The organism is Candidatus Pelagibacter sp. Uisw_094, from assembly GCF_047729535.1.
Classification (GTDB): Bacteria; Pseudomonadota; Alphaproteobacteria; order Pelagibacterales; family Pelagibacteraceae; genus Pelagibacter.
In genome coordinates this window covers 206942-227556 of the sequence record NZ_CP159823.1, presented here as the reverse complement: position 1 = coordinate 227556, position 20615 = coordinate 206942, and the positions used below count along the sequence as shown (strand labels likewise).

Annotated in this window: 18 protein-coding genes and 1 tRNA gene; 6 read left to right on the top strand and 13 right to left on the bottom strand. The window is 30.1% G+C overall.

What is annotated here, in order from left to right:
• Positions 1-2: 2 nt before the first annotated feature.
• The gene (gene nadC / locus ABXT72_RS01195; protein WP_415278521.1) at positions 3-836 is read left to right on the top strand and encodes a carboxylating nicotinate-nucleotide diphosphorylase; all 834 of its coding nucleotides are present in this window, start codon (positions 3-5) and stop codon (positions 834-836) included.
• Here nadC and ppdK read toward each other — a convergent pair.
• Genes ppdK through ABXT72_RS01175 form a run of 4 tightly spaced genes read right to left on the bottom strand, consistent with a single transcriptional unit; the run spans position 833 to position 7242 of the window.
• Positions 833-3496 carry a pyruvate, phosphate dikinase gene (gene ppdK / locus ABXT72_RS01190; protein WP_415278520.1) on the bottom strand — a complete coding sequence of 888 codons (2664 nt, stop codon included), beginning with the start codon at positions 3494-3496 and terminating at the stop codon, positions 833-835. The genes nadC and ppdK overlap by 4 nt on opposite strands.
• Positions 3496-5562 (bottom strand): glycine--tRNA ligase subunit beta, encoded by a 2067-nt coding sequence (glyS, locus tag ABXT72_RS01185; RefSeq protein WP_415278519.1) that lies wholly within the window; start codon positions 5560-5562, stop codon positions 3496-3498. Before glyS ends, ppdK begins: the two co-directional genes overlap by 1 nt.
• Entirely contained in the window at positions 5562-6446 is an 885-nt protein-coding gene (locus ABXT72_RS01180) for a glycine--tRNA ligase subunit alpha (RefSeq protein WP_415278518.1), read from the bottom strand. The genes glyS and ABXT72_RS01180 overlap by 1 nt, the downstream gene beginning before the upstream one ends.
• Positions 6436-7242, bottom strand: coding sequence for a S49 family peptidase (locus tag ABXT72_RS01175; RefSeq protein WP_271482881.1), 807 nt, complete (start codon positions 7240-7242; stop codon positions 6436-6438). The genes ABXT72_RS01180 and ABXT72_RS01175 overlap by 11 nt, the downstream gene beginning before the upstream one ends.
• Positions 7243-7354: 112 nt before the next feature.
• Between ABXT72_RS01175 and ABXT72_RS01170 the strand changes: the two genes are divergently transcribed.
• On the top strand, positions 7355-8368 hold the full coding sequence (locus tag ABXT72_RS01170; protein ID WP_415278517.1) for a polyprenyl synthetase family protein: 1014 nt from the start codon (positions 7355-7357) through the stop codon (positions 8366-8368).
• Here ABXT72_RS01170 and pdxH read toward each other — a convergent pair.
• Complete coding sequence (pdxH, locus tag ABXT72_RS01165) at positions 8365-8991, bottom strand: pyridoxamine 5'-phosphate oxidase (RefSeq protein ID WP_415278516.1); 627 nt, start codon at positions 8989-8991, stop codon at positions 8365-8367. The two genes, ABXT72_RS01170 and pdxH, sit on opposite strands and share 4 nt — an antisense overlap.
• A 33-nt stretch (positions 8992-9024) precedes the next feature.
• On the opposite strand from pdxH, the gene aroC reads away from it, so the two are divergent.
• On the top strand, positions 9025-10107 hold the full coding sequence (aroC, locus tag ABXT72_RS01160) for a chorismate synthase (RefSeq protein WP_415278515.1): 1083 nt from the start codon (positions 9025-9027) through the stop codon (positions 10105-10107).
• An 11-nt stretch (positions 10108-10118) separates the two neighbouring features.
• Here aroC and dxs read toward each other — a convergent pair whose 3' ends face one another.
• The 3 genes from dxs to ABXT72_RS01145 are packed head-to-tail and all read right to left on the bottom strand — an operon-like array spanning position 10119 to position 13139.
• Positions 10119-12032, bottom strand: coding sequence for a 1-deoxy-D-xylulose-5-phosphate synthase (dxs, locus tag ABXT72_RS01155; RefSeq protein WP_415279147.1), 1914 nt, complete (start codon positions 12030-12032; stop codon positions 10119-10121).
• Positions 12032-12904, bottom strand: a complete 873-nt coding sequence (locus tag ABXT72_RS01150; protein WP_415278514.1) for a polyprenyl synthetase family protein — start codon at positions 12902-12904, stop codon at positions 12032-12034. Before ABXT72_RS01150 ends, dxs begins: the two co-directional genes overlap by 1 nt.
• Entirely contained in the window at positions 12894-13139 is a 246-nt protein-coding gene (locus ABXT72_RS01145) for an exonuclease VII small subunit (protein WP_415278513.1), read from the bottom strand. Before ABXT72_RS01145 ends, ABXT72_RS01150 begins: the two co-directional genes overlap by 11 nt.
• A gap of 20 nt (positions 13140-13159) precedes the next feature.
• Between ABXT72_RS01145 and ABXT72_RS01140 the strand changes: the two genes are divergently transcribed.
• Positions 13160-14092, top strand: coding sequence for an L-threonylcarbamoyladenylate synthase (locus ABXT72_RS01140; RefSeq protein ID WP_415278512.1), 933 nt, complete (start codon positions 13160-13162; stop codon positions 14090-14092).
• 16 nt (positions 14093-14108) lie between these two features.
• Here the strand turns inward: ABXT72_RS01140 and ABXT72_RS01135 are convergent.
• Positions 14109-14185 (bottom strand) — tRNA-Arg (locus tag ABXT72_RS01135).
• A 23-nt stretch (positions 14186-14208) separates the two neighbouring features.
• Here ABXT72_RS01135 and ABXT72_RS01130 point away from each other — a divergent pair.
• Positions 14209-15189, top strand: a complete 981-nt coding sequence (locus ABXT72_RS01130; protein WP_415278511.1) for an RluA family pseudouridine synthase — start codon at positions 14209-14211, stop codon at positions 15187-15189.
• A 42-nt stretch (positions 15190-15231) separates the two neighbouring features.
• Positions 15232-16125, top strand: a complete 894-nt coding sequence (rpoH, locus tag ABXT72_RS01125) for an RNA polymerase sigma factor RpoH (RefSeq protein WP_415278510.1) — start codon at positions 15232-15234, stop codon at positions 16123-16125.
• Here the strand turns inward: rpoH and ABXT72_RS01120 are convergent.
• The 4 genes from ABXT72_RS01120 to folP are packed head-to-tail and all read right to left on the bottom strand — an operon-like array spanning position 16122 to position 20611.
• A complete protein-coding gene (locus ABXT72_RS01120; protein ID WP_415278509.1) occupies positions 16122-17414 on the bottom strand; it encodes an adenylosuccinate synthase in 1293 nt (430 codons plus the stop codon). The genes rpoH and ABXT72_RS01120 overlap by 4 nt on opposite strands.
• Positions 17414-18226, bottom strand: a complete 813-nt coding sequence (gene thiD / locus ABXT72_RS01115) for a bifunctional hydroxymethylpyrimidine kinase/phosphomethylpyrimidine kinase (protein ID WP_415278508.1) — start codon at positions 18224-18226, stop codon at positions 17414-17416. The genes ABXT72_RS01120 and thiD overlap by 1 nt, the downstream gene beginning before the upstream one ends.
• 1 nt (position 18227) lies before the next feature.
• Positions 18228-19559, bottom strand: a complete 1332-nt coding sequence (gene glmM / locus ABXT72_RS01110; protein ID WP_415278507.1) for a phosphoglucosamine mutase — start codon at positions 19557-19559, stop codon at positions 18228-18230.
• The gene (gene folP / locus ABXT72_RS01105) at positions 19559-20611 is read right to left on the bottom strand and encodes a dihydropteroate synthase (protein WP_415278506.1); all 1053 of its coding nucleotides are present in this window, start codon (positions 20609-20611) and stop codon (positions 19559-19561) included. Before folP ends, glmM begins: the two co-directional genes overlap by 1 nt.
• Positions 20612-20615: the final 4 nt, after the last annotated feature.

The window sequence follows — 20615 nt, the reverse complement described above, 5'->3', positions numbered from 1 at the left end:
AAGTGTCTCTAATTAAATTAAGTAATTATTATATCAAGAATGTTGTAAAACTTGCTTTAAATGAAGATCTGTACCCTTCTGGTGATATTACTTCAAACTTAGTTAAAAATAGTAAGATAATAAAAGTTAAATTAATTTCTAACCAACAAGCTGTGATAGCCGGATTAGAATTTGCAAAACAAACATTTAAATTAATAGATAGTAAGATTAGATTTATTATTAAAAAAAAAGAAGGCTCCTTAATTAATAAGAATGATGTAATAGCTACAATTGAGGGTAAGGTTGAAAATATTCTAATAGGTGAAAGAGTTGCTTTAAATTTTATGAGTCATATCTCTGGAATTGCCACTAAAACTAATCAATTTGTTAAATTAGTTAATAAAAAATGTAAAATTTGCTGTACTAGAAAAACGATTCCAACCTTAAGGGTAATACAAAAATATGCCGTTAAGTTAGGTGGTGGTACAAACCATAGATTTAACTTAAGTGATGAATTTCTTATTAAAGACAATCACATTGCAAGCTCTGATATTAAAACTTTAGTGTCTCTTGCAATCAAAAATAAAAAAGGAAGAAAAATCACAGTAGAAGTTGATAATTTAAATCAACTCAAACAAATAATGGGTTTAAAATTTAATACTGTTTTGTTTGATAATATGAACAATAAAACACTTAAGGCAGGTGTTAAAATAGTCAAAAAGTACTACGAAACTGAAGCTTCTGGAAATGTAACCCTAAAATCAGTTAAAAAAATTGCAGCAACTGGTGTTAATAGAATTTCTATTGGTAGCATTACTCATAGTGTGCCTGCTATAGATTTTAAATTAGAAATTTAATTTTTTTTAGACAACTCTGCTTGTGCAGCAGCTAATCTTGCTATTGGAACTCTATATGGTGAGCAAGAAACGTAATCTAAACCTGCATTTGCACAAAAGTGAATACTTTTAGGGTCTCCACCATGCTCTCCACAAATTCCAAGTTTAATTTTTTTATTTGTTTTTCTTCCTTTTTCAACTGCAATTTCTATTAAATCACCTACTCCATCATCTATAGAGATAAATGGGTCTATAGAAAAAATCTTATTATCAAGATAATCATTTAAAAATTTACCACTATCGTCTCTACTTAAACCAAATGTTGTTTGAGTTAAGTCATTAGTTCCAAAACTAAAGAACTCCGCATGTTTAGCTATATCATCAGCTTTAATTGCTGCTCTTGGCAATTCGATCATTGTACCAACTAAATAATCTACTTTAATTTTTTTATCTTTTTGAACTTCTTTTGCAACTCTCACTACTAAATCTTTCATTATTCTAATCTCAGCTTCGGTTGATACTAGAGGAATCATGATCTCTGGAAATGCCGACTTAATTTTTTTTATCTTAAGTTCAGATAAAGCTTCAAAGATTGCTCTACATTGCATTTCATAAATTTCTGGAAATGAAATTCCCAATCTACAACCTCTATGACCTAACATTGGGTTTTGCTCATGCAACTCATTAATTCGAGACTCAATTTCTTTTAATGGTAAACCCACAACTTTTGCCACATCATTAATTTCTTTTTCTGTTTTTGGAAGAAACTCATGTAATGGTGGATCTAACAATCTCACTGTTACAGGAAGGCCATTCATAATTTTAAATATTTGAATAAAATCTTTTTTTTGGTGTGGTAAAAGCTTTTCTAGTGCTTTGTTTCTGTCTTCTACTGTTTTTGATAAAATCATTTCTCTGACAGATAAAATTCTTTCTTCATCAAAAAACATATGCTCTGTTCTACAAAGCCCTATACCTTCAGCACCAAAGTCTCTTGCAGTTTTTGTGTCTAATGGTGTTTCCGAGTTAGTTCTTACTTTTAATTTTCTAAAATTGTCCGCCCAGCTCATCAATTTAGAAAAATCTCCTGAGATTTCTGGTTTAACTGTTGGCACCTCTCCTAGAATAATTCTTCCCGTTGATCCATCAATTGTAATAATATCTCCTTCTTTAATTTCAACAGAAGATGTTTTAAAAGTTTTCGCATCATAGTTTATATCAATCTCACTAGAGCCAGAAACACATGGTCTTCCCATGCCTCTTGCAACCACTGCAGCATGACTAGTCATCCCACCTCTTGCTGTCAGAATTCCTTTAGCAGCATGCATTCCATGAATATCTTCAGGTGACGTTTCAACACGTACTAAAATAGTATCCTGCATAACATTATTTAATCTTTCTGCTTCCTCTGATGTGAAAACAACCTTACCACTTGCAGCACCTGGAGAAGCTGGCAAACCTTTTGCAATAACGTTTGGTGTACTTTTTTCATCCAATGTAGGGTGTAACAATGTATCTAAAGAAGCAGGATCTATTCTCATTACTGCTTCTTTTTGAGAAATCAATTTTTCCTTAACCATATCAACTGCAATTCTAACAGCTGACTTTGAAGTTCTTTTTCCAGACCTTGTTTGTAGCATCCACAATTTATTATTTTCAACTGTAAATTCTACGTCTTGCATATCTTTGTAGTGTTTTTCTAAAATTTTTAAAATCTTATCCAATTGTTTAAATACTTTTGGCATAGCCTCTTCCATCGAAGCTTCTTTTGCTTTTGCATCTTTTCTAGCTTTTTTTGTAATGTATTGAGGAGTTCTTGTTCCTGCCACCACATCTTCTCCTTGAGCATTAATTAGGTACTCGCCATATACTTCATTAACACCATCTGATGGATTTCTTGTAAAGACAACTCCAGTTGCACAATCATTACCCATATTGCCAAATACCATTGATTGAACATTGACTGCAGTTCCCCATTCAGCAGGAATTTGATTTAATTTCCTATAAACTTTTGCTCTATTACTTTCCCAGGATAAAAATACAGCGCTAATAGCACCTAATAATTGATCATATACGTTCTGGGGAAATTCTTTTTTAGTTTGATCTTTAATAACTTTTTTAAAATCATTAATTAATCCCTCCCAATCATCTGCATCAAGATCTGTGTCTAAAAGAACGCCTTTAGTTAGTTTGTAATTTTCAATTAATTCTTCAAAGTGATAGCCTTCAACACCCATTACAACATTACCATACATCTGAATAAATCTTCTATAACTATCATTTGCAAATCTGCTATTAGAAGTTTTTTTTGAAAGTGCAATAACAGTCTTGTCGTTTAAACCCAAATTTAAAATTGTATCCATCATTCCTGGCATTGAAACCCTTGCACCAGATCTCACAGATAACAATAAAGGATTTTTTAAATCACCAAATTTTTTTCCAACTTCTTTTTCAATAATTTTTAGTTCTTTTTTTATGGTACTAACTATTTTTGAATTTAGTTTTTTCTTATCTTTATAAAATAATTCACAAACTTTTGTTGAAATTGTAAATCCAGGAGGAACTGGCAGTCCCATTCTACCCATTTCAGAAAGGTTTGCACCTTTTCCACCTAAAAAAAATTTTGGATTTTTAATTTTTTTTGAATATTTTGATTTAAAATTTAAAATTAGCTTATTCACTATTTGATTTCTATATTTGAAAAATTTACGTAATTGTCAAATGTTCTACATAACATTTGTAAAAGTTCCAATCTGTTTTTTTTAATATTCTTATCATCATCGTTGACCTTAACATTATCAAAAAACTCTGAGGTTACTTTTTTAGCACCAGCTAGAATTTCAAGTGTTTCCTTATAGTTCTCATCTTTACCGATATTTGTAAAATATTTTTTTATTTCATTAATCTTTTTAAATAGATTTTTTTCATAATCATTTTTAAAAATACCAGGGTCAGTTGTATTTGATAGTTCAAGATCTCCATTTTTCAACTCACTTTCAAGTATACTAGAAGCTCTCTTGTAGCTTGTAATAATATCCTCTCCTATTTCTTTGTTAATTAGTCCATTAAGTGTTGAAGCTTTTTTATATATTTTATTCATGTGATCTATTCCATGCGCTTTTATACTGGCATCTATTATCTCTGCTCTAATTTTTTTCTCTTTCATATAATACTTTAATCTGTCCATTAAAAAATTAGACAGTTCTTTTTGAGATGAAACGTTTGAAAAATTAAAACCTTGGTTTTTATGAAGTGAAGTCGAATAACTAATAAGATCTTTAATTTTAAACTCTTTATTATTATCAATTAATAACCTTATTACACCAAGTGCAGATCTTCTAAGCGCATAAGGATCTTTTGAACTCGTCGGTTTTTGATTAATTCCAAAAAACCCAACTAGAGTATCAATTTTGTCAGTTAAAGCTAAAGCAATGCTAAATGGTTTTTTTGGTGTCTTACTATCAAGTCCAATTGGTAGATAATGTTCACTTACAGCTAAGGCTATTTCTTTATCAAATCCTTGTACTTCAGCAAAGTGTCCGCCCATAATTCCTTGAAGCTCGGGAAATTCACCCACAATGTCAGAAACTAAATCAACTTTACAGATTGATGCTGATAGCTCAACTTGGTCTTTACTGATCAATAGTTCATCAGAGATCATTCCTCCAAGCTTTCTCATTCTTTGAATCTTATCAAAATAAGATCCAAGACCTTTAAAATAATTCATACTTTTTAATTTTGAAACTTGTTTAACTAAATTTTGAGATTTATTTTTTTCCCAAAAGAATTGCGCATCACTTAATCTTGCTTCTACAACTCTTTCGTTACCCAGTTTAATATAACCTTTTTCATCATTGTTATTTGCCACAACTAAAAATTCATTGGTAATTTTTCCTTTTTTGTTAAATGTTGGAAAATATTTTTGGTGATATTGCATTGTAATTATCAAAATTTCTTTTGGAATATTCAAAAATTTCTGATCAAATTTGCAAATAATAATATTCGGTTGCTCAACTATATCTGTGACTTCATCTAAAAGTTTATTGTTTGACTCAACAATAAAATTATTTTTATTAGATATTTTTTCAATTTCTTTAATAATAAATTCTTTTCTTAGTACGTGATCTATAATTATTCCTGATTGATTGAAGAAATCTTTATAGCTTTTAAAATTTTTAAATATTTTCTTTTTATCTTCAAACTCTTTATCTGTAAATGTTGTGTTAGAAGATATTAAATGATGAAATTTAAAATCTAGGCTTTTATCATCAAAAACTGCTAAAATAGATTTTAGCGGTCTTGCCCAACTAAGATTATAGTTCCCCCAAACCATAGATTTTTTCCATTGTAATTTATCAAGGATTAGAGGCGTATATTTTTGAAGTAAATCTATGGTATTAATTTTATTTGATGGTTTCTTGAAAAAATAGAATTCTCCTTTTTCTATCTTTTTTTTAAGTAGATCTTTTTTATCTATTTGATTTGATCTTAGAAAGCCCTCTATAGCTTTTTCTGGTGCATTAACATTTGGTCCTTTTATTTCTTCAGCTTTTTGTGTTATTTCCTTAGATAGACCCTCAAATAAAATTATAAGACGATTTGGTGTTGAAAATGAAGAGCTTTTTTTAAATGAAATTTTTTTTTCTTCAAATAAATTTTGAAAATTTTCTAATAAAGTATTACGCGAGTTACGCTGCAAACCAGCCGGTATTTCCTCACTAAACAGCTCTAAAAAAAAATCTGACATTAATCTATTTGACTGCTTAACCAACTTTCGGCAACTGCTTTTGTAATGTCTCTAATACGCCCTATATAACCTGCTCTTTGAGCAACACTTATAACTCCTCTTGCATCCAAAATATTGAATACATGGCTTGCTTTTAAACATTGATCATATGCAGGTAGTGAAATTTTTTTTTCTATTAATGCTTTTGCTTCAAGCTCAAACATATCAAACATTTTGAATAGATTATCTGTATTAGCGTGTTCAAAATTATATGCAGAGAACTCTTTTTCTGCTTGAAGAAACACATCCCCATATTTTACACCTTCATCATTCCATAATAGATCATAAACATTTTTCATTTGTTGAGTAAACATACAAATTCTTTCAAGACCATATGTAATTTCAACTGAAACAGGCTTGCATTCAAATCCAGCCATTTGTTGGAAATATGTAAATTGAGTAATTTCCATTCCATCACACCAAACTTCCCATCCTAAACCTGCCGCACCTAAAGTTGGACTTTCCCAATCATCTTCAACAAACCTAATGTCATGTTCTTTGTGATTAATACCGATAACAGCCAAACTATTTAAATAAAGTTTTTTGATATTATCTGGTGATGGCTTTATTAAAACTTGAAATTGATAATAATGCTGCAATCTATTTGGATTCTCTCCATACCTTCCATCAGTAGGTCTTCTTGATGGCTGAACATAGGCTGCCTTCCACGGCTTAGGTCCTAGAGATCTTAAAGTTGTAGCAGGATGAAAGGTTCCAGCCCCTACTTCAATATCGTATGGTTGAAGAATAACACAACCATGTTTACCCCAATATTTTTGAAGATTCAAAATAGTATCTTGAAATGATTGAAATTTAGGTTTTATAATTTTTTCTTTAGAAGCCATATCTTTGCCAGATAGATCTTTCCTCTAAAATATTTGCTAGTTGATCCATTTGATTGCTTGATGAGGAAAGTTTTTTGCTTAACCAGCCTTTAGATTTTTCAAATTTTTTAATAACAACATCTTCACCAAATTTTTCTTTTAAAATTTCATTAGCATTACCTAATCCATCAATCAAACCTAGCTCTTTTGATTTACTACCTGCCCAAAACTCTCCTGAGAATAATTCAATACCATCTTTTTTAAGTTTAGATCCTCTGCTTTCTTCTACAACTTTAATAAAGTCTTTATGTAGATCTAATTGAATATTCTTAAGTCTCTCAATATCCTCTGACTTCTCTTCTTGAAATGGATCTAGTGAACTTTTATTTTTTCCTGCCGTATGAACTCTTCTTTCTACACCAATTTTTTTAATCAATTCTGTAAATCCAAAAGATGAATAAATTACTCCTATAGATCCAATAATTGAGCTTGAATTTGCATATATCTCATCACCTGCACAAGCTATTAAGTATCCTCCAGAAGCTGCAACATCTTCTGCAAATACTATTACTTTTATTTTGTTTTTCTTGGCTTGAGCTCGAATAAATTTATAGATTAAATGTGATTGTACGGGTGATCCACCTGGTGAATTGATTGTAATTGCCACTGCTTTAGCTTTTTTTAGTGAAAAAGCTTTTTCTATAATCTCTTCTTGTCCTGCAAAATCTATGCCCTGTTTAAACTTTCCAGCATTACCAATCACACCATTTAGCTTGATATGAGCTATTATTTTTTTCTTTTTAAAAAAAGAGAACATTGTTAATCCTTATAGAATTTTTGATTTAATATAAAGCCTACTTATAGTTGAAGATTAAGGTGCGTCAATTGATAAGTAATAAATATAACTTAATTATACTAACTTATTTTTTATGGGAACTGTAGTTCAGCTAAGAAACCAAATAAATAATTCATATTATCAACTAAAAGATTCAGTAGATGAAAAATTAGTTTTAGTTGAAGAAAAAATTAAATCAAAACTTCTGAGTGAAGTTGATCTGGTTCAAAAAATGACTGAATATCATATTGACTCTGGTGGAAAAAGATTAAGAGCTTTATTAACTCTTGGTTCTGCTAAGTTGTGTGGCTACACTAAAGGAGGCCGAGACATTAATTTAGCTGCATGTGTAGAGATGATACATGGGGCAACTTTAATGCATGATGATGTCATTGATCTTGGAAATATTAGAAGAGGTAAAAAAACATTAAATTCAATTTGGGGGAATCACTCTTCTGTATTAATTGGAGACTATCTTTTAAGTAGATGTTTTGAGATGATGGTTGATGATGGGAATATAGAAGTTTTAAAACTTTTATCCTCAACTTCTTCAAAGATTGCTCAGGGAGAAGTATTACAACTACAACACAAGGGTGAAGTTGATATGTTAGAGGAAACCTATTTTAAGATTATTACAGCAAAAACAGCTGAACTTTTTTCTGCAGCAACTAAAGTTGGTGCAATTCTATCTAACAAAGAAACAAAAGAAAAAGAAGCACTAGAATTTTATGGAAAAAATTTAGGCTTAACATTTCAAATTGCTGATGACACCCTAGATTACAATTCTGATCTAAAATTTTTTGGCAAAAAAATTGGTAAAGATTTTCTTGAAGGTAAAATTACACTACCTGTAATTTTATTATTTCAAAATGTATCACCAGTAGAAAAAGATAAATTGAAAAATATTTTTAAACAAGAAACAAGATCAAATGAAGATTTAAATTTTACTTTAGAACTTATTAAAAAATATAACATAATCAATGAGTGTCACAAAAAAGCTGAACATTTTATTAATCTTGCATCAAATTCTTTAACTGTATTTAAAGATAGTGATGAAAAAAAGATTTTAGAAAGTCTCACTTCGTTTAGTCTACAAAGAACCTTTTAAGGGCTTAATAAAGATTTAACCCAGTTACCCTCATTATCTTTGGTATATTTAAGTCTTTCATGAATTCTGCTATCTCCATCTAACCAAAATTCTATACTCGTAGGTATTAAATTCCAACCTGACCAATGCTCTGGTCTTGGAACATCATTTTTATTACTATATTTTTTTTTATATTCTTCTATTGAGCTTAAAAGCTCATCTCTATTATTTAATATAGTGCTTTGTTTTGAGGCCCATGCTCCAATTCTGCTCTCATAACCTCTACTGTTATAATATTCATCCGCCACTTCATTAGAAACTTTTTGTACCATTCCATTAATTCTTACTTGTCTTAGAAGGCTTTTCCAATGAAAGCACATTGATGCTTTCGGGTTATTTTTTAATTCATTTCCTTTTTGACTATTTAGATTGGTATAAAAAACAAATCCATCTTTGTTAAAGTCTTTTAATAAGACCATTCTAATTGATGGAGAATTATTTCCATCTGATGTGGCTAAAGCTAGTGCATTTGGATCATTTAATTCTGTTTTTTTTGCCTCATTCATCCAAACTTCAAATAAATCTATTGGATCTATTTTATCTAAAAAGCATTTATTAAGGCCTAATGAGTTTTTTTGATTCATAATTTTAACAAAATAATCTATATACTATAGATAATGTCATTTAATACTTTTGGAAAGCAATTTCGTTTCACAACATGGGGAGAATCTCATGGCCCAGCATTAGGCTGCGTCGTTGATGGTTGCCCACCTAATATAAACTTAAAAGAGCAAGATATTCAAGTTGAGTTAGATAAAAGAAAACCAGGACAATCAAAATTTACAACACAGAGAAAAGAAGATGATAAAGTACAAATTTTATCAGGTGTATTTGAAGGCAAAACGACTGGGACACCTATTTCTTTAATTATTTACAATCAAGATATGAGGTCAAAAGATTATGGAAATATCAAAGATAAATTTAGACCTGGGCATGCTGATTTTACGTACTTTAAGAAATATGGAATAAGAGATTACCGTGGTGGTGGAAGATCCTCTGCAAGAGAAACGGCTGCAAGAGTTGCTGCAGGTGCAATTGCTAAAAAAGTTTTAGAGAATAAATTAGGTAAAAAATTTAAAGTTGTAGGTGCTGTTACTCAACTGGGAATATTGGGATGTGATACTAGCAAATGGAACGATCTAACAATTAATAGAAATCCCTTTTTTTGTCCTGATAAAAATATGCTAAAAATTTGGGAAAAATATTTGCTAGATATAAGAAAATCTGGATCATCTTGTGGTGCAATTATTGAGGTAAGAGCTAGAGGAATTCCTGTTGGCTTAGGTGCTCCAATTTATTCTAAATTAGATATGGATATTGCTTCTGCAATGATGAGTATTAATGCTGTTAAAGGTGTTAACATTGGTTCGGGAATGAACTCTGCGCAATTAAGTGGAGAACAAAACTCAGATGAAATTTCACAAAAAGGTAAAAAATTAAAATTTGATTCCAATAATGCTGGTGGAATTCTTGGTGGTATTTCAACGGGACAAGAAATTGTTGTTTCATTTGCTGTTAAACCAACTTCATCGATTTTAACAACTAGAAAAACTATAGATAAATTTGGAAAAAATACTACAATTTCTGTTAAAGGTCGGCATGACCCTTGTGTTGGCATTCGTGCAGTACCAGTGGGAGAAGCAATGATGAATTGCGTTTTATTAGACCATTATCTAATGAACAAAGCTCAGTGTAGCTAATTTCTTTAAATTTAATTTTTAACTACTTTTATCGACTCTTTTGTAAATAAAATATCTATTATTTTTTTTGATATTTGAGATGCATTAAGACCAGCAACATCATACATTTTTTTCGGACTATCTTGTTCAATAAAAATATCAGGCAGTATCATGGTTCTAAATTTTAAACCTTTATCAAATATACCTTTTTCTGATAATAGATTTTCTACATGAGAGCCAAAACCTCCAATAGACCCCTCTTCTACAGTAATCATTGCCTCATGTTCTCTCGCACACTTTAAAATAAGCTCTTGATCTAAAGGTTTAGCAAAACGTGCATCAACTATCGTTGATTCAATTCCTTTATTTTTTAATTCTGCAGCTGCGATTTTGCATTCTTCCAATCTAGTTCCTATACTTAAAATACAAACCTGTTTTCCTTCTTGAATAATCCTTCCTTTTCCTATTTCTATTTTTTCATCTATAGATGGTAATTCCGTTCCAATGCCATTTCCTCTTGGGTATCTAATAGCGCAAGGTTTGTCATTAATAATCATAGATGTATTTATCATTTTAACTAATTCTGACTCATCGCTCGGTGCCATTACTATAAAATTAGGAAGAGTAGAGAGATAAGTAATATCAAATGAACCAGCGTGAGTTGATCCATCAGCACCTACCAAGCCTGCTCTATCTATTATAAATCTCACAGGTAAACTTTGGATAGCGACATCATGAACTACTTGATCATAAGCTCTTTGTAAAAAAGTCGAATAGATTGCAACATATGGTTTATAACCTTCTGTTGCTAGTCCTGCAGCAAAAGTCACTCCATGCTGTTCAGCAATTCCAACATCAAACATTCTTTTTGGAAAATCTTTAGCAAAAATATCCATACCTGTTCCTCCTGGCATAGCAGCAGTAACGCCTACGACTTTACTGTCTCTTTCTGCATGTTTAACTAAGGTATTTGCAAAAACTTTTGTATAAGCTGGAAGGTTTGTTCCACTTTTCACCTGTTCACCAGTTACAACATTAAATTTTGAAACACCATGATAATGATCGCTAGCTTTTTCAGCATAAGAATAGCCTTTACCTTTTTGAGTTTTTACATGAATCATTATTGGGCCTTGATATTTTGAGTCTCTTGCATTTTTTAAAATTGGTATAAGTGTAGATAAATCATGTCCATCTATTGGACCAACATAATAAAAACCTAAAGAATTAAAAAGAGTACCACCAGTTACAGCTGATCTCAAAAAATCCTCAGCTTTTCCAGCTTTTGCACTAAATCTTTTGGAAAAAGCAGAAGCTATTAATTTAAAAGTTTCTCTTAAACTAAAATAAATTTTTCCTGTTAAAAGTTTAGCTAAATAGGTTCTCATAGCACCTACTGGTTTTGCAATCGACATATCGTTATCATTTAAGATAACAATCATTTTAGTTTTTGAAGCACCTGCGTTATTCATTGCCTCATATGCCATACCTGCACTAATTGCACCATCTCCTATGACTGCAATTATATTGTTTAATTTATTAGATAATTTGCTTGCTTCTGCCATACCTAGAGCAGATGATATTGATGTTGAGCTATGTGCTGCTCCAAATGGATCATACTCACTCTCAGATCTTTTTGTAAAACCAGACAATCCATTACCTTGTCTCAAAGTTTTAATTTTTGACTTTCTTCCAGTCAAAATTTTATGTGGATAAGTTTGATGACCCACATCCCAAATCAGCCTGTCATTTGGAGTGTCAAATATGTAATGTAAGGCAACAGTTAGCTCAACAACCCCAAGACCTGCACCTAAATGTCCTCCCGTTTCAGATACTGCATCAATCATCTCTTTTCTAACTTCATTAGAAACCTCTTGAAGATCACTCTCCGATAATTTTCTTAAATCAGAAGGAAAATTAATATCTTTTAAAAATTTGTAGTCTTGCATCATTTATTTCTTTTTAGAATGTAGTCTAAGGTTTCATTTAAACTATTAGTGTTTGAGCTATATTTATTTAAATCTTTAATTATTTTAGACTTAATTTTATCAGCATATTTAATAGCATTTTGATATCCTAGTAAACTGATTAAAGTAGCTTTACCTTTTTTCTTATCTTTGCCTGTTATTTTACCAGCAATGGCTGTAGAGCCTTTAAAATCTATTAAATCGTCAGCAATTTGAAATAAAAGTCCAATATTGGACCCTATATTTTCAAAAAACTTTATTTGTTTATCATTTTTTCTCTTAATAATAATTGGAACAGCACAACAAAAGCTAAAAAGCTTACCAGTTTTTTTTATTTCCATCTCTACAATTTTACTTTTAGAAATTTTTTTTTTTTCAAAACTAAGATCTAAATACTGACCCCCAGCTATTCCTAAATGTCCAGAAGACTCAGATAGTTTTTTTACTAGATCTACTTTTATTTTTTCATTTATCTTTAAGTTCGAACTAACCAAGATTTCAAAAGCCATTGTTAAAAGTGAGTTTCCTGCAAGTACCGCTGTTGATTCTCCAAATTTAATGTGTGTAGAAATTTTTCCTCTTCGTATTTTATCATCATCCATACAAGGTAAATCATCATGTATTAATGAATAAGCGTGAATGCACTCAACTGCAGCACCAATAGAAATTAATGTTTTATAATTAATTTTAAATATAGCTCCTATATCAATTAAAATTTTTGATCTAATTTTTTTTCCACCTGGAAATAAGCCATACTCCATAGCTGCAACTAATTCTGTTCTTTTTTGTCCTTTAATAAATCGCTTTAAAAATAAGTTTGTATCTTTTGCTATTCTAGCAAGTTTATTTTGCATTTTTTTTTGAACTTATATTGTTAATTTTTTTTTTTGTTTCTTCATTGATCATTTTTGAAGTTTTATAGAATTTTTTTTCAATAGTATTATTTAATTTTAATAACTGCTGGTATGAATCAATTGAATTCTGTAAGTCTTTTTCTGACTCTAAAGACTCAATAATATTATTTGCTTCTTTTGTTAGTTCCTCAAGAGACTTTGTGTTATTATCAGGTGGTAAATTTTTATCTTTCATATAATAATAATTATTAATACATGAAATCCAATCAATCAAATATCAAAAAAGCAAAAAAATACCTTAATAAAAATTACTGTATTGGCGTACCTACTGAAACTGTTTATGGTCTAGCAGCTAATGCATACAAGAATTCAGCAGTAAAAAAGATTTTTAATTTAAAAAAAAGACCAAAAAACAACCCTTTAATCGTACATTATCACGATATCAATTCTCTTAAAAAAGATTGCCTAATAAATGATAATTTTACTAAACTTTATAAAAAATTCTCTCCTGGCCCAATAACATACGTATTACAATTAAGGAAAGATTCTAAGATTTCTAAATATGTTACCAATAATAAGAAAAGTTTAGCAGTAAGATTTCCAAAACACAAAATATTTAAAAATTTACTAAAACAGTTAGATTATCCATTAGCTGCGCCCAGTGCTAATATCACAACAAAAGTAAGTGCTGTTAAAGCAAAAGATGTTAAAGAAGAATTTGGTAATAAAATTAAATATATTTTAGACGGAGGTGCGTGCGCTATTGGAATAGAATCTACAATAGTTAACCTTATAGGCAGACCATCTATATTAAGATTGGGTGGTCTAGATATCTTAAAAATTCAAAAAATTTTAGGTTTTAAGATAAGTATATCTATTAATCCTAAAAAAAAAATAGCACCTGGTCAATCTCGCTTGCATTATTCTCCTGGTATACCTTTACGAATGAATGTCACAAAACCAAAAAATGACGAAGCTTTTATAATGATTAAGAGAAAAAAAACTAAACTAAAAAATTTTTTTTATTTAACTACTAAAAATAACCTAGATGAAGCAGCAAAGAACCTCTACTCATGTCTAAGAAATATAAAAAATGAAGGCTATAAATCAATTGCTGTGGAAAAAATTCCCAATATAGGTCTTGGTAAAGCTATAAATGATAGATTGCGGAGGGCATCAAAGTATTAGATATCTAGTTTGGTTGTGGTGCGCCACATAGGAGTCGAACCTATAACCCCCAGATTCGAAATCTGGTGCTCTATCCAGTTGAGCTAGCAGCGCATATAGTATTAATATTACATTTTATGGAAAAAAACATTAATTTAATAGTTGAAACAGATGAGAATAACCTTCGACTTGATGTATTCGTCAACAAAAGAGAGGAGTTGATTAGTAGAACTAGAATCAAAAATTTAATTCTTAAAGAAAAATTAAAATTAAATAATGTAATCGTTAACAGTCCTTCAAAAAAAATATCTACTGGTGATAAAATTGATCTTCAAATTCCAGAACCGAAAGAAGCCTCTTTAAAACCTTATGATTTTAAATTAGAAATTGTTTATGAGGATGATGATTTATTAGTAATTGATAAGCCAGCTGGAATAATTATGCATCCAGGTGCTGGTAATTATGATGAAACAATTGTTAATGCCTTAATGCACTATAATAAAGATTCACTGTCTACAATTGGAGATGAGTTAAGACCTGGTATTGTGCACAGAATAGACAAAGATACTTCTGGATTAATAGTTATAGCTAAAAATAACGTAACACATGAAAATTTATCTCATCAATTTAGTGAGCACACGATTACAAGGGTTTATCAGCTCTTAATTTGGGGAAAACTTAGACCTTCTTCTGGGAAAATTGATACCTTCATAACTAGGAGTTCAAAAAATAGACAAATGATGGAGGTTAGTAGTTCTAAAGGTAAAAGAGCAATCACTAATTACAAAACTATAGAGATTTTTGAAAATGATAAAACACCCACACTAAGTTTGGTCGAATGTAGATTGGAAACGGGAAGAACGCATCAGATAAGAGTTCACATGACACATATGGGCAACAGTATTATGGGCGATGGTAAATATAAAAAAAAATACAAGAAACTTAAAAATATCGATACTAGTTTAGAAAACCTAATTTATAAATTGGATAGACAATTTCTGCACGCGCAAACACTGGGCTTCATTCACCCTAAAACTAATGATGAAATGACTTTTACCTCAATTTTGCCACAAGAACTTGAAAATATTTTAGTATTGCTTAGAAATACTGACAAATAAAACCTTGAAATAATACTATAGTTAACTAAATAAATAGAACTTATGAGCGCTACAATAAATAGTAATCTTCCAGCACTATCTAATGAAGGTGGTTTATCTGCTTATCTTGAGCAGATTAAAAAATTTCCTATGTTGGCAGCTGAAGAAGAATATATGCTAGCAAAAAATTGGAAGGCAACAGGCAATGTTAAAGCTGCAGAAAAACTTGTTACTAGCCACCTTAGATTAGTTGCAAAAATTGCGATGGGTTATAGAGGATATGGTCTTCCAGTAAATGAACTGATTTCAGAGGGAAATGTAGGATTAATGCAAGCTGTTAAAAAATTTGAACCTGAAAAAGGGTTTAGATTGGCAACCTATGCGATGTGGTGGATTAGAGCTTCTATCCAAGAATATGTTCTAAGATCTTGGAGTTTGGTAAAAATAGGAACAACAACTGCACAAAAAAAATTATTTTTTAATTTAAAGAAAATTAAAAATCAAATTGCTCCTCAGTCTGAAGGTGACTTAAGACCTGAACATGTAGATGAAATTGCTAACAAATTAGATGTTAAAAAAGATGAAGTGATTTCAATGAATAGAAGACTTTCAGGTAAAGAGTTTTCTTTAAACGCTCAAGTTGGAGAAGATGGTGACGAATGGCAAGACTGGTTGGTAGATAAAGAGCTAGACCATGATCTTAAATTTGCACATCAAGAAGAAATGGGTCAAAGACAAAGCTTACTTAAAGATTCTATAAAAATCCTTAATGAAAGAGAAAGAGAAATTTTGTACTCTAGAAGATTAAATGATGAGCCTACAACACTTGAAGATTTAAGCAAAAAATACGAAATTAGTAGAGAAAGAGTTAGACAAATTGAAAACAAAGCATTTGAAAAGCTTCAAAAACACATGTTGCTATCTGCTAAATCTAAAAACTTACTTCCATTAAACTAAACTTCAAAAGGGTTCTCTAAAAGAATTGTATCTTTTCTTTCAGGGCTTGTTGAGATACTTGAAATTTTTGTCCCAATAAAATCTTCTAATGCATAGATATAATTTTTAGCATTTTCTGGTAAAGCTTCAATATTTTTTATTCCTTGGGTAGAGCTTTTCCAGCCAGGGAAAGTTTTATAAATTGGTTTAATCTTTATCTGATCCTCAACAGCAGCTGGTAAATAATCTATTTTTTTTCCATCAAGTTCATATTCAACACACATTTTAATTTCATCAAATTCATCTAAAACATCCAATTTAGTTAACGCTATTCCATCTATACCTGAAATTTTAATTGTTTGTCTAACCAAAACACCATCAAACCAACCACATCTTCTTTTTCTACTAGTAACGGTACCAAATTCTTTTCCTCTAGAACCAAGCAATTCTCCAACATCATCTGTTAACTCAGTTGGAAAAGGTCCCTCACCAACTCTGGTTGTGTAGGCCTTTGTTATTCCGAGAACATAATGAATAGAGTTAGGACCACAACCAGTTCCTGTAGCAGCGGCAGATGCAACAGTATTAGATGATGTTACAAAGGGGTACGTTCCATGGTCTACATCAAGTAGTATTCCTTGTGCACCTTCAAATAATATTCTTTTCTTTTGTTTTTTAAACTCATCTATTCTAAGCCATACTGGTTGAGAAAACTTTAATATTTCTGGAGCAATCTTTAAAAGTTCTTCTTTAAGTTTATCTTTTTCAAAAATCTTTTTACCCAATCCTTTTCTAATTGCATTATGATGAAGAAGTACTGTTTCCAATCTGTGATCAAGGTTAGTCTCAGATCTTAGATCCATAACACGGATTGATCTTCTTCCCACTTTATCTTCGTAGGCTGGTCCAATTCCTCTTCTTGTTGTTCCAATTTTTCCTTTTCCAGCAGCATCTTCTCTTATTTCATCCATCTCTCTATGAAATGGTAAAATAAGATTGGCAGATTCTGAAATTATAAAATTATCCACATTAACCTCAACACCCTTAAATTTAATTTCCTCTATTTCTTCTAATAGTGCCCAAGGATCAACAACAACTCCATTTCCTATAATAGAAATTTTATTTTTTCTTACAATCCCAGAAGGAAGTAATCTTAATTTATAAGTTACTCCATCAATTACTAATGTGTGTCCAGCATTGTGTCCTCCTTGGAAACGGATAACAACATCTGCTTGGTCTGATAGCCAGTCGACTATTTTACCTTTTCCTTCATCACCCCACTGAGATCCAACAACTACAACATTTTTCATTATCTAAAATTTTTTTCTACTGTTACTGAACTTAAATGGTTAATAGGTCCATGGCCTTTACCAAATTTAAGGTTTGAATTTATTGAATTGTGTACATACTTAGTTGCGAGCTCACAAGATTTCTTTAAGGTTTTTCCACATGAAAAAAATGTAGAAATAGCAGAAGAAAGGGTGCAACCAGTGCCATGTGTATTCCTGGTTGTAATTCTTTTATTTTTTATAATGAAAATTTCATTTTTATTTACAAAGATATCTTGAACAATTTTGGATTCTAAATGACCACCTTTTATAAAAACATTTTTTGCTCCTAATTTTATTAATATACTGGCAGCAAAAATCATATCTTCCTTTGTTCTTATTTTAGTTTTAGTTAATATTTCAGCTTCTGGAATATTGGGAGTTATTAAACTAACTTTTTTAATTAGTTCATTTTTTAATAATTGAATTGCTTTATCATCAATAAGTTTTGCCCCACCTTTAGCAACCATAACAGGATCTAAAATTATTTTTTTAACTTTAATAAGGTTTAGTGAGTGAATTACTGATTTTATTACTTTTGTAGAGTGTAACATTCCAATTTTTATAGCATCTGGTTTAATGTCTTTTGAGGTAAATTCTATTTGATTAGAAATTTCCTTTGGATCAATTGGCACTATTGATTTTACACCTGTTGTATTTTGAATTGTGACAGCTGTTATTGCTGTCATTGCATACGAACCTAAAGCAGTAATAGTTTTAATATCAGCTTGAATACCAGCACCACCAGATGAATCTGACCCAGCAATAACTAATATTTTAGATTTTGGTTTCAATTTATTTAATTTTTTTTAATACAATTTTCAAACATTTTTGAAGTAATCTACTATTATCACTCTCTCCCATTACTCTGATTTTAGATTCAGTTCCTGAGCTTCTAACTAATATCCTACCCTGTCCTTTAATTAATTTTTCTGCTAATTTTATATGATTCTTAATATTAATATTTTTAATTATACTTTTGTCTTTAACATCAATATTTTCCAATATTTGTGGAGTTTTCTTGAAGGTATTAAAAAAATTACTAGCTTTTTTTCCTTTTCTTAATGAAAATAAAACTTCTAAAGCAACTAGCAAGCCATCTCCAGTAGTTGCAAATTTGCCTAAGATAATATGCCCAGATTGTTCACCACCTAAATTAAAATTATTTTTTTGCATTTTCTCTTTTACAAAACGGTCTCCTACATTTGATCTTAAAAATTTTATATTATGTAGTTTAAAAAATTTTTCTAATCCATAGTTAGACATTAAAGTGCCAACCACACCTCCACTTAACATTTTTTTTCTTTTCCATCTCATTGCTATTGCAGCAATTATTTGATCTCCATCAATTACAGTACCTTTTTCATCACACATAATAATTCTGTCAGCATCTCCATCAAGCGAAATTCCTATATGCGCTTTATATTTTTTTACTGCTAGCTTAATTTTATTTGGAAAAGTAGAGCCACAATTTTTATTAATATTAAGGCCATTAGGATTTATTCCAATTGAAAATACCTTGGCACCTAAAGATTTTAATAATTCAGGCCCAGCCTTATATCCAGCACCATTTGCACAATCAATAACTATTCTTAAACCTCTAAGGTTAAAATCTTTTGGTAAATTACTTTTTAAAATTTTTATATAATCTTTATTTGCAGTTTCTAACCTTTTTACACGACCTAATTTTTTTGGTTTTGATAAAGACTTTTCAATTTTTTGATCTATTAAAGTTTCAATTTTTTTTTCAATCTTATTAGACAGTTTTAACCCATCGGGTCCAAATAGCTTTAACCCATTATCATGATATGGATTATGGGATGCCGTAATCATAATTCCCATATTAGCTTTCATGGTCTTTGTTAACATTGCTAAGCCATTGGTTGGAAGTGGGCCTAATGTATAAACATGCATACCAGCGGATGTAAGACCTGATACCAAAGCAGGCTCTAAAGTATATCCTGATAATCTGGTATCTTTAGCAATTATTGCAATTTGTTTCTTTTTTTTTTGAGTTTTAAAGTAAGTCCCCGTTGCAAGACCAAATTTAAAAAACATATCTCCATTAATATTTTTGCTATTAACAGCACCTCTTATTCCATCGGTTCCAAAATATTTTTTTGCCATTAGTTTTCTATTAACTCTTTAAATACCTTTATACTTTGTCTTAACTCATTGACGTCATGAATCCTTAAAACTTGAACTCCTTGCATTATTACATATAAGGAAGAGGCTACTGTTCCACCTAACCTCTCTTTGCTATCATTTTTTCCAGATAAATCTTTAATAAATTTTTTTCTAGAAAGTCCAAGTAATATAGGAAAACCGAGAGTATGAAAAATGGAAACACTCCTAATTAAATTCATATTATGTTTCAAATTTTTTCCAAAGCCAATTCCTGGATCAATCATAATATTATTGTGTTTTATACCCTTAGATATTAAAAATTTAATCTTTTTCTCAAAAAAATCATAAATATCTAGTAATTCATTTTTATATTTAGGGTTTTTTTGCATTTGCTCTGGTGTACCTTGTGAATGCTGGATTACAAATGGAGTTTTACTTTTTTTCAATACATCGACTGTTTTAGAATCATAACTTAACCCTGATACATCATTTATAAGTTTAACTCCTACCTGAATCCCTTTATTCATAATTTCTGATTTTCTTGTATCTAATGATAATGGAATTTTTTTATTAATATCTTTTAATATTTCTTTTACTCTATTCCACTCTTCCTTTTTGCTTACAGGCTTAGATCCGGGCCTCGTTGACTCTCCACCAACATCTACAATGTCTGCTCCAGATTTAAATAAATTTTTTGCATGATATATACCTGTTTTCTTATTATTAAACTTACCACCATCAGAAAAACTATCTGGTGTTAAATTTAATATACCCATTATATTGGGAATTTTATTAAAATTTAAACTTGAAAAATTTTTATTTTTTTTAACAATAATCTTAAGATCTTTATTAATTTTTTCTTTCTGAGATTTAGGTAATTTTTTTATATCCTTAAGATCAATTATTTTGATTGAATTTCGTGTAAGGATTTCAATTTGTCCAAATGAAATTTTCTTATTATCGTTTAGTGGGAGATTTTTTTTTTTCCTAACTAATTCAATCGAAGATTTACCATAAACAAAATTACACGCCCTTGTGTAATATTTTTTCATTTAG

What these genes read in the sequence shown, in the direction of transcription:
- glmM (WP_415278507.1), bottom strand. Translation starts at nt 19,559, where the DNA reads ATGGCAAAAAAATATTTTGGAACCGATGGAATAAGAGGTGCTGTTAAT.
- glyS (WP_415278519.1), bottom strand. Translation starts at nt 5,562, where the DNA reads ATGTCAGATTTTTTTTTAGAGCTGTTTAGTGAGGAAATACCGGCTGGT.
- ABXT72_RS01175 (WP_271482881.1), bottom strand. Translation starts at nt 7,242, where the DNA reads ATGTTCTCTTTTTTTAAAAAGAAAAAAATAATAGCTCATATCAAGCTA.
- folP (WP_415278506.1), bottom strand. Translation starts at nt 20,611, where the DNA reads ATGAAAAAATATTACACAAGGGCGTGTAATTTTGTTTATGGTAAATCT.
- ABXT72_RS01145 (WP_415278513.1), bottom strand. Translation starts at nt 13,139, where the DNA reads ATGAAAGATAAAAATTTACCACCTGATAATAACACAAAGTCTCTTGAG.
- ABXT72_RS01130 (WP_415278511.1), top strand. Translation starts at nt 14,209, where the DNA reads ATGGAAAAAAACATTAATTTAATAGTTGAAACAGATGAGAATAACCTT.
- ABXT72_RS01140 (WP_415278512.1), top strand. Translation starts at nt 13,160, where the DNA reads ATGAAATCCAATCAATCAAATATCAAAAAAGCAAAAAAATACCTTAAT.
- ABXT72_RS01180 (WP_415278518.1), bottom strand. Translation starts at nt 6,446, where the DNA reads ATGGCTTCTAAAGAAAAAATTATAAAACCTAAATTTCAATCATTTCAA.
- ABXT72_RS01120 (WP_415278509.1), bottom strand. Translation starts at nt 17,414, where the DNA reads ATGAAAAATGTTGTAGTTGTTGGATCTCAGTGGGGTGATGAAGGAAAA.
- pdxH (WP_415278516.1), bottom strand. Translation starts at nt 8,991, where the DNA reads ATGAATCAAAAAAACTCATTAGGCCTTAATAAATGCTTTTTAGATAAA.
- ABXT72_RS01150 (WP_415278514.1), bottom strand. Translation starts at nt 12,904, where the DNA reads ATGCAAAATAAACTTGCTAGAATAGCAAAAGATACAAACTTATTTTTA.
- aroC (WP_415278515.1), top strand. Translation starts at nt 9,025, where the DNA reads ATGTCATTTAATACTTTTGGAAAGCAATTTCGTTTCACAACATGGGGA.
- ABXT72_RS01170 (WP_415278517.1), top strand. Translation starts at nt 7,355, where the DNA reads ATGGGAACTGTAGTTCAGCTAAGAAACCAAATAAATAATTCATATTAT.
- rpoH (WP_415278510.1), top strand. Translation starts at nt 15,232, where the DNA reads ATGAGCGCTACAATAAATAGTAATCTTCCAGCACTATCTAATGAAGGT.
- dxs (WP_415279147.1), bottom strand. Translation starts at nt 12,032, where the DNA reads ATGCAAGACTACAAATTTTTAAAAGATATTAATTTTCCTTCTGATTTA.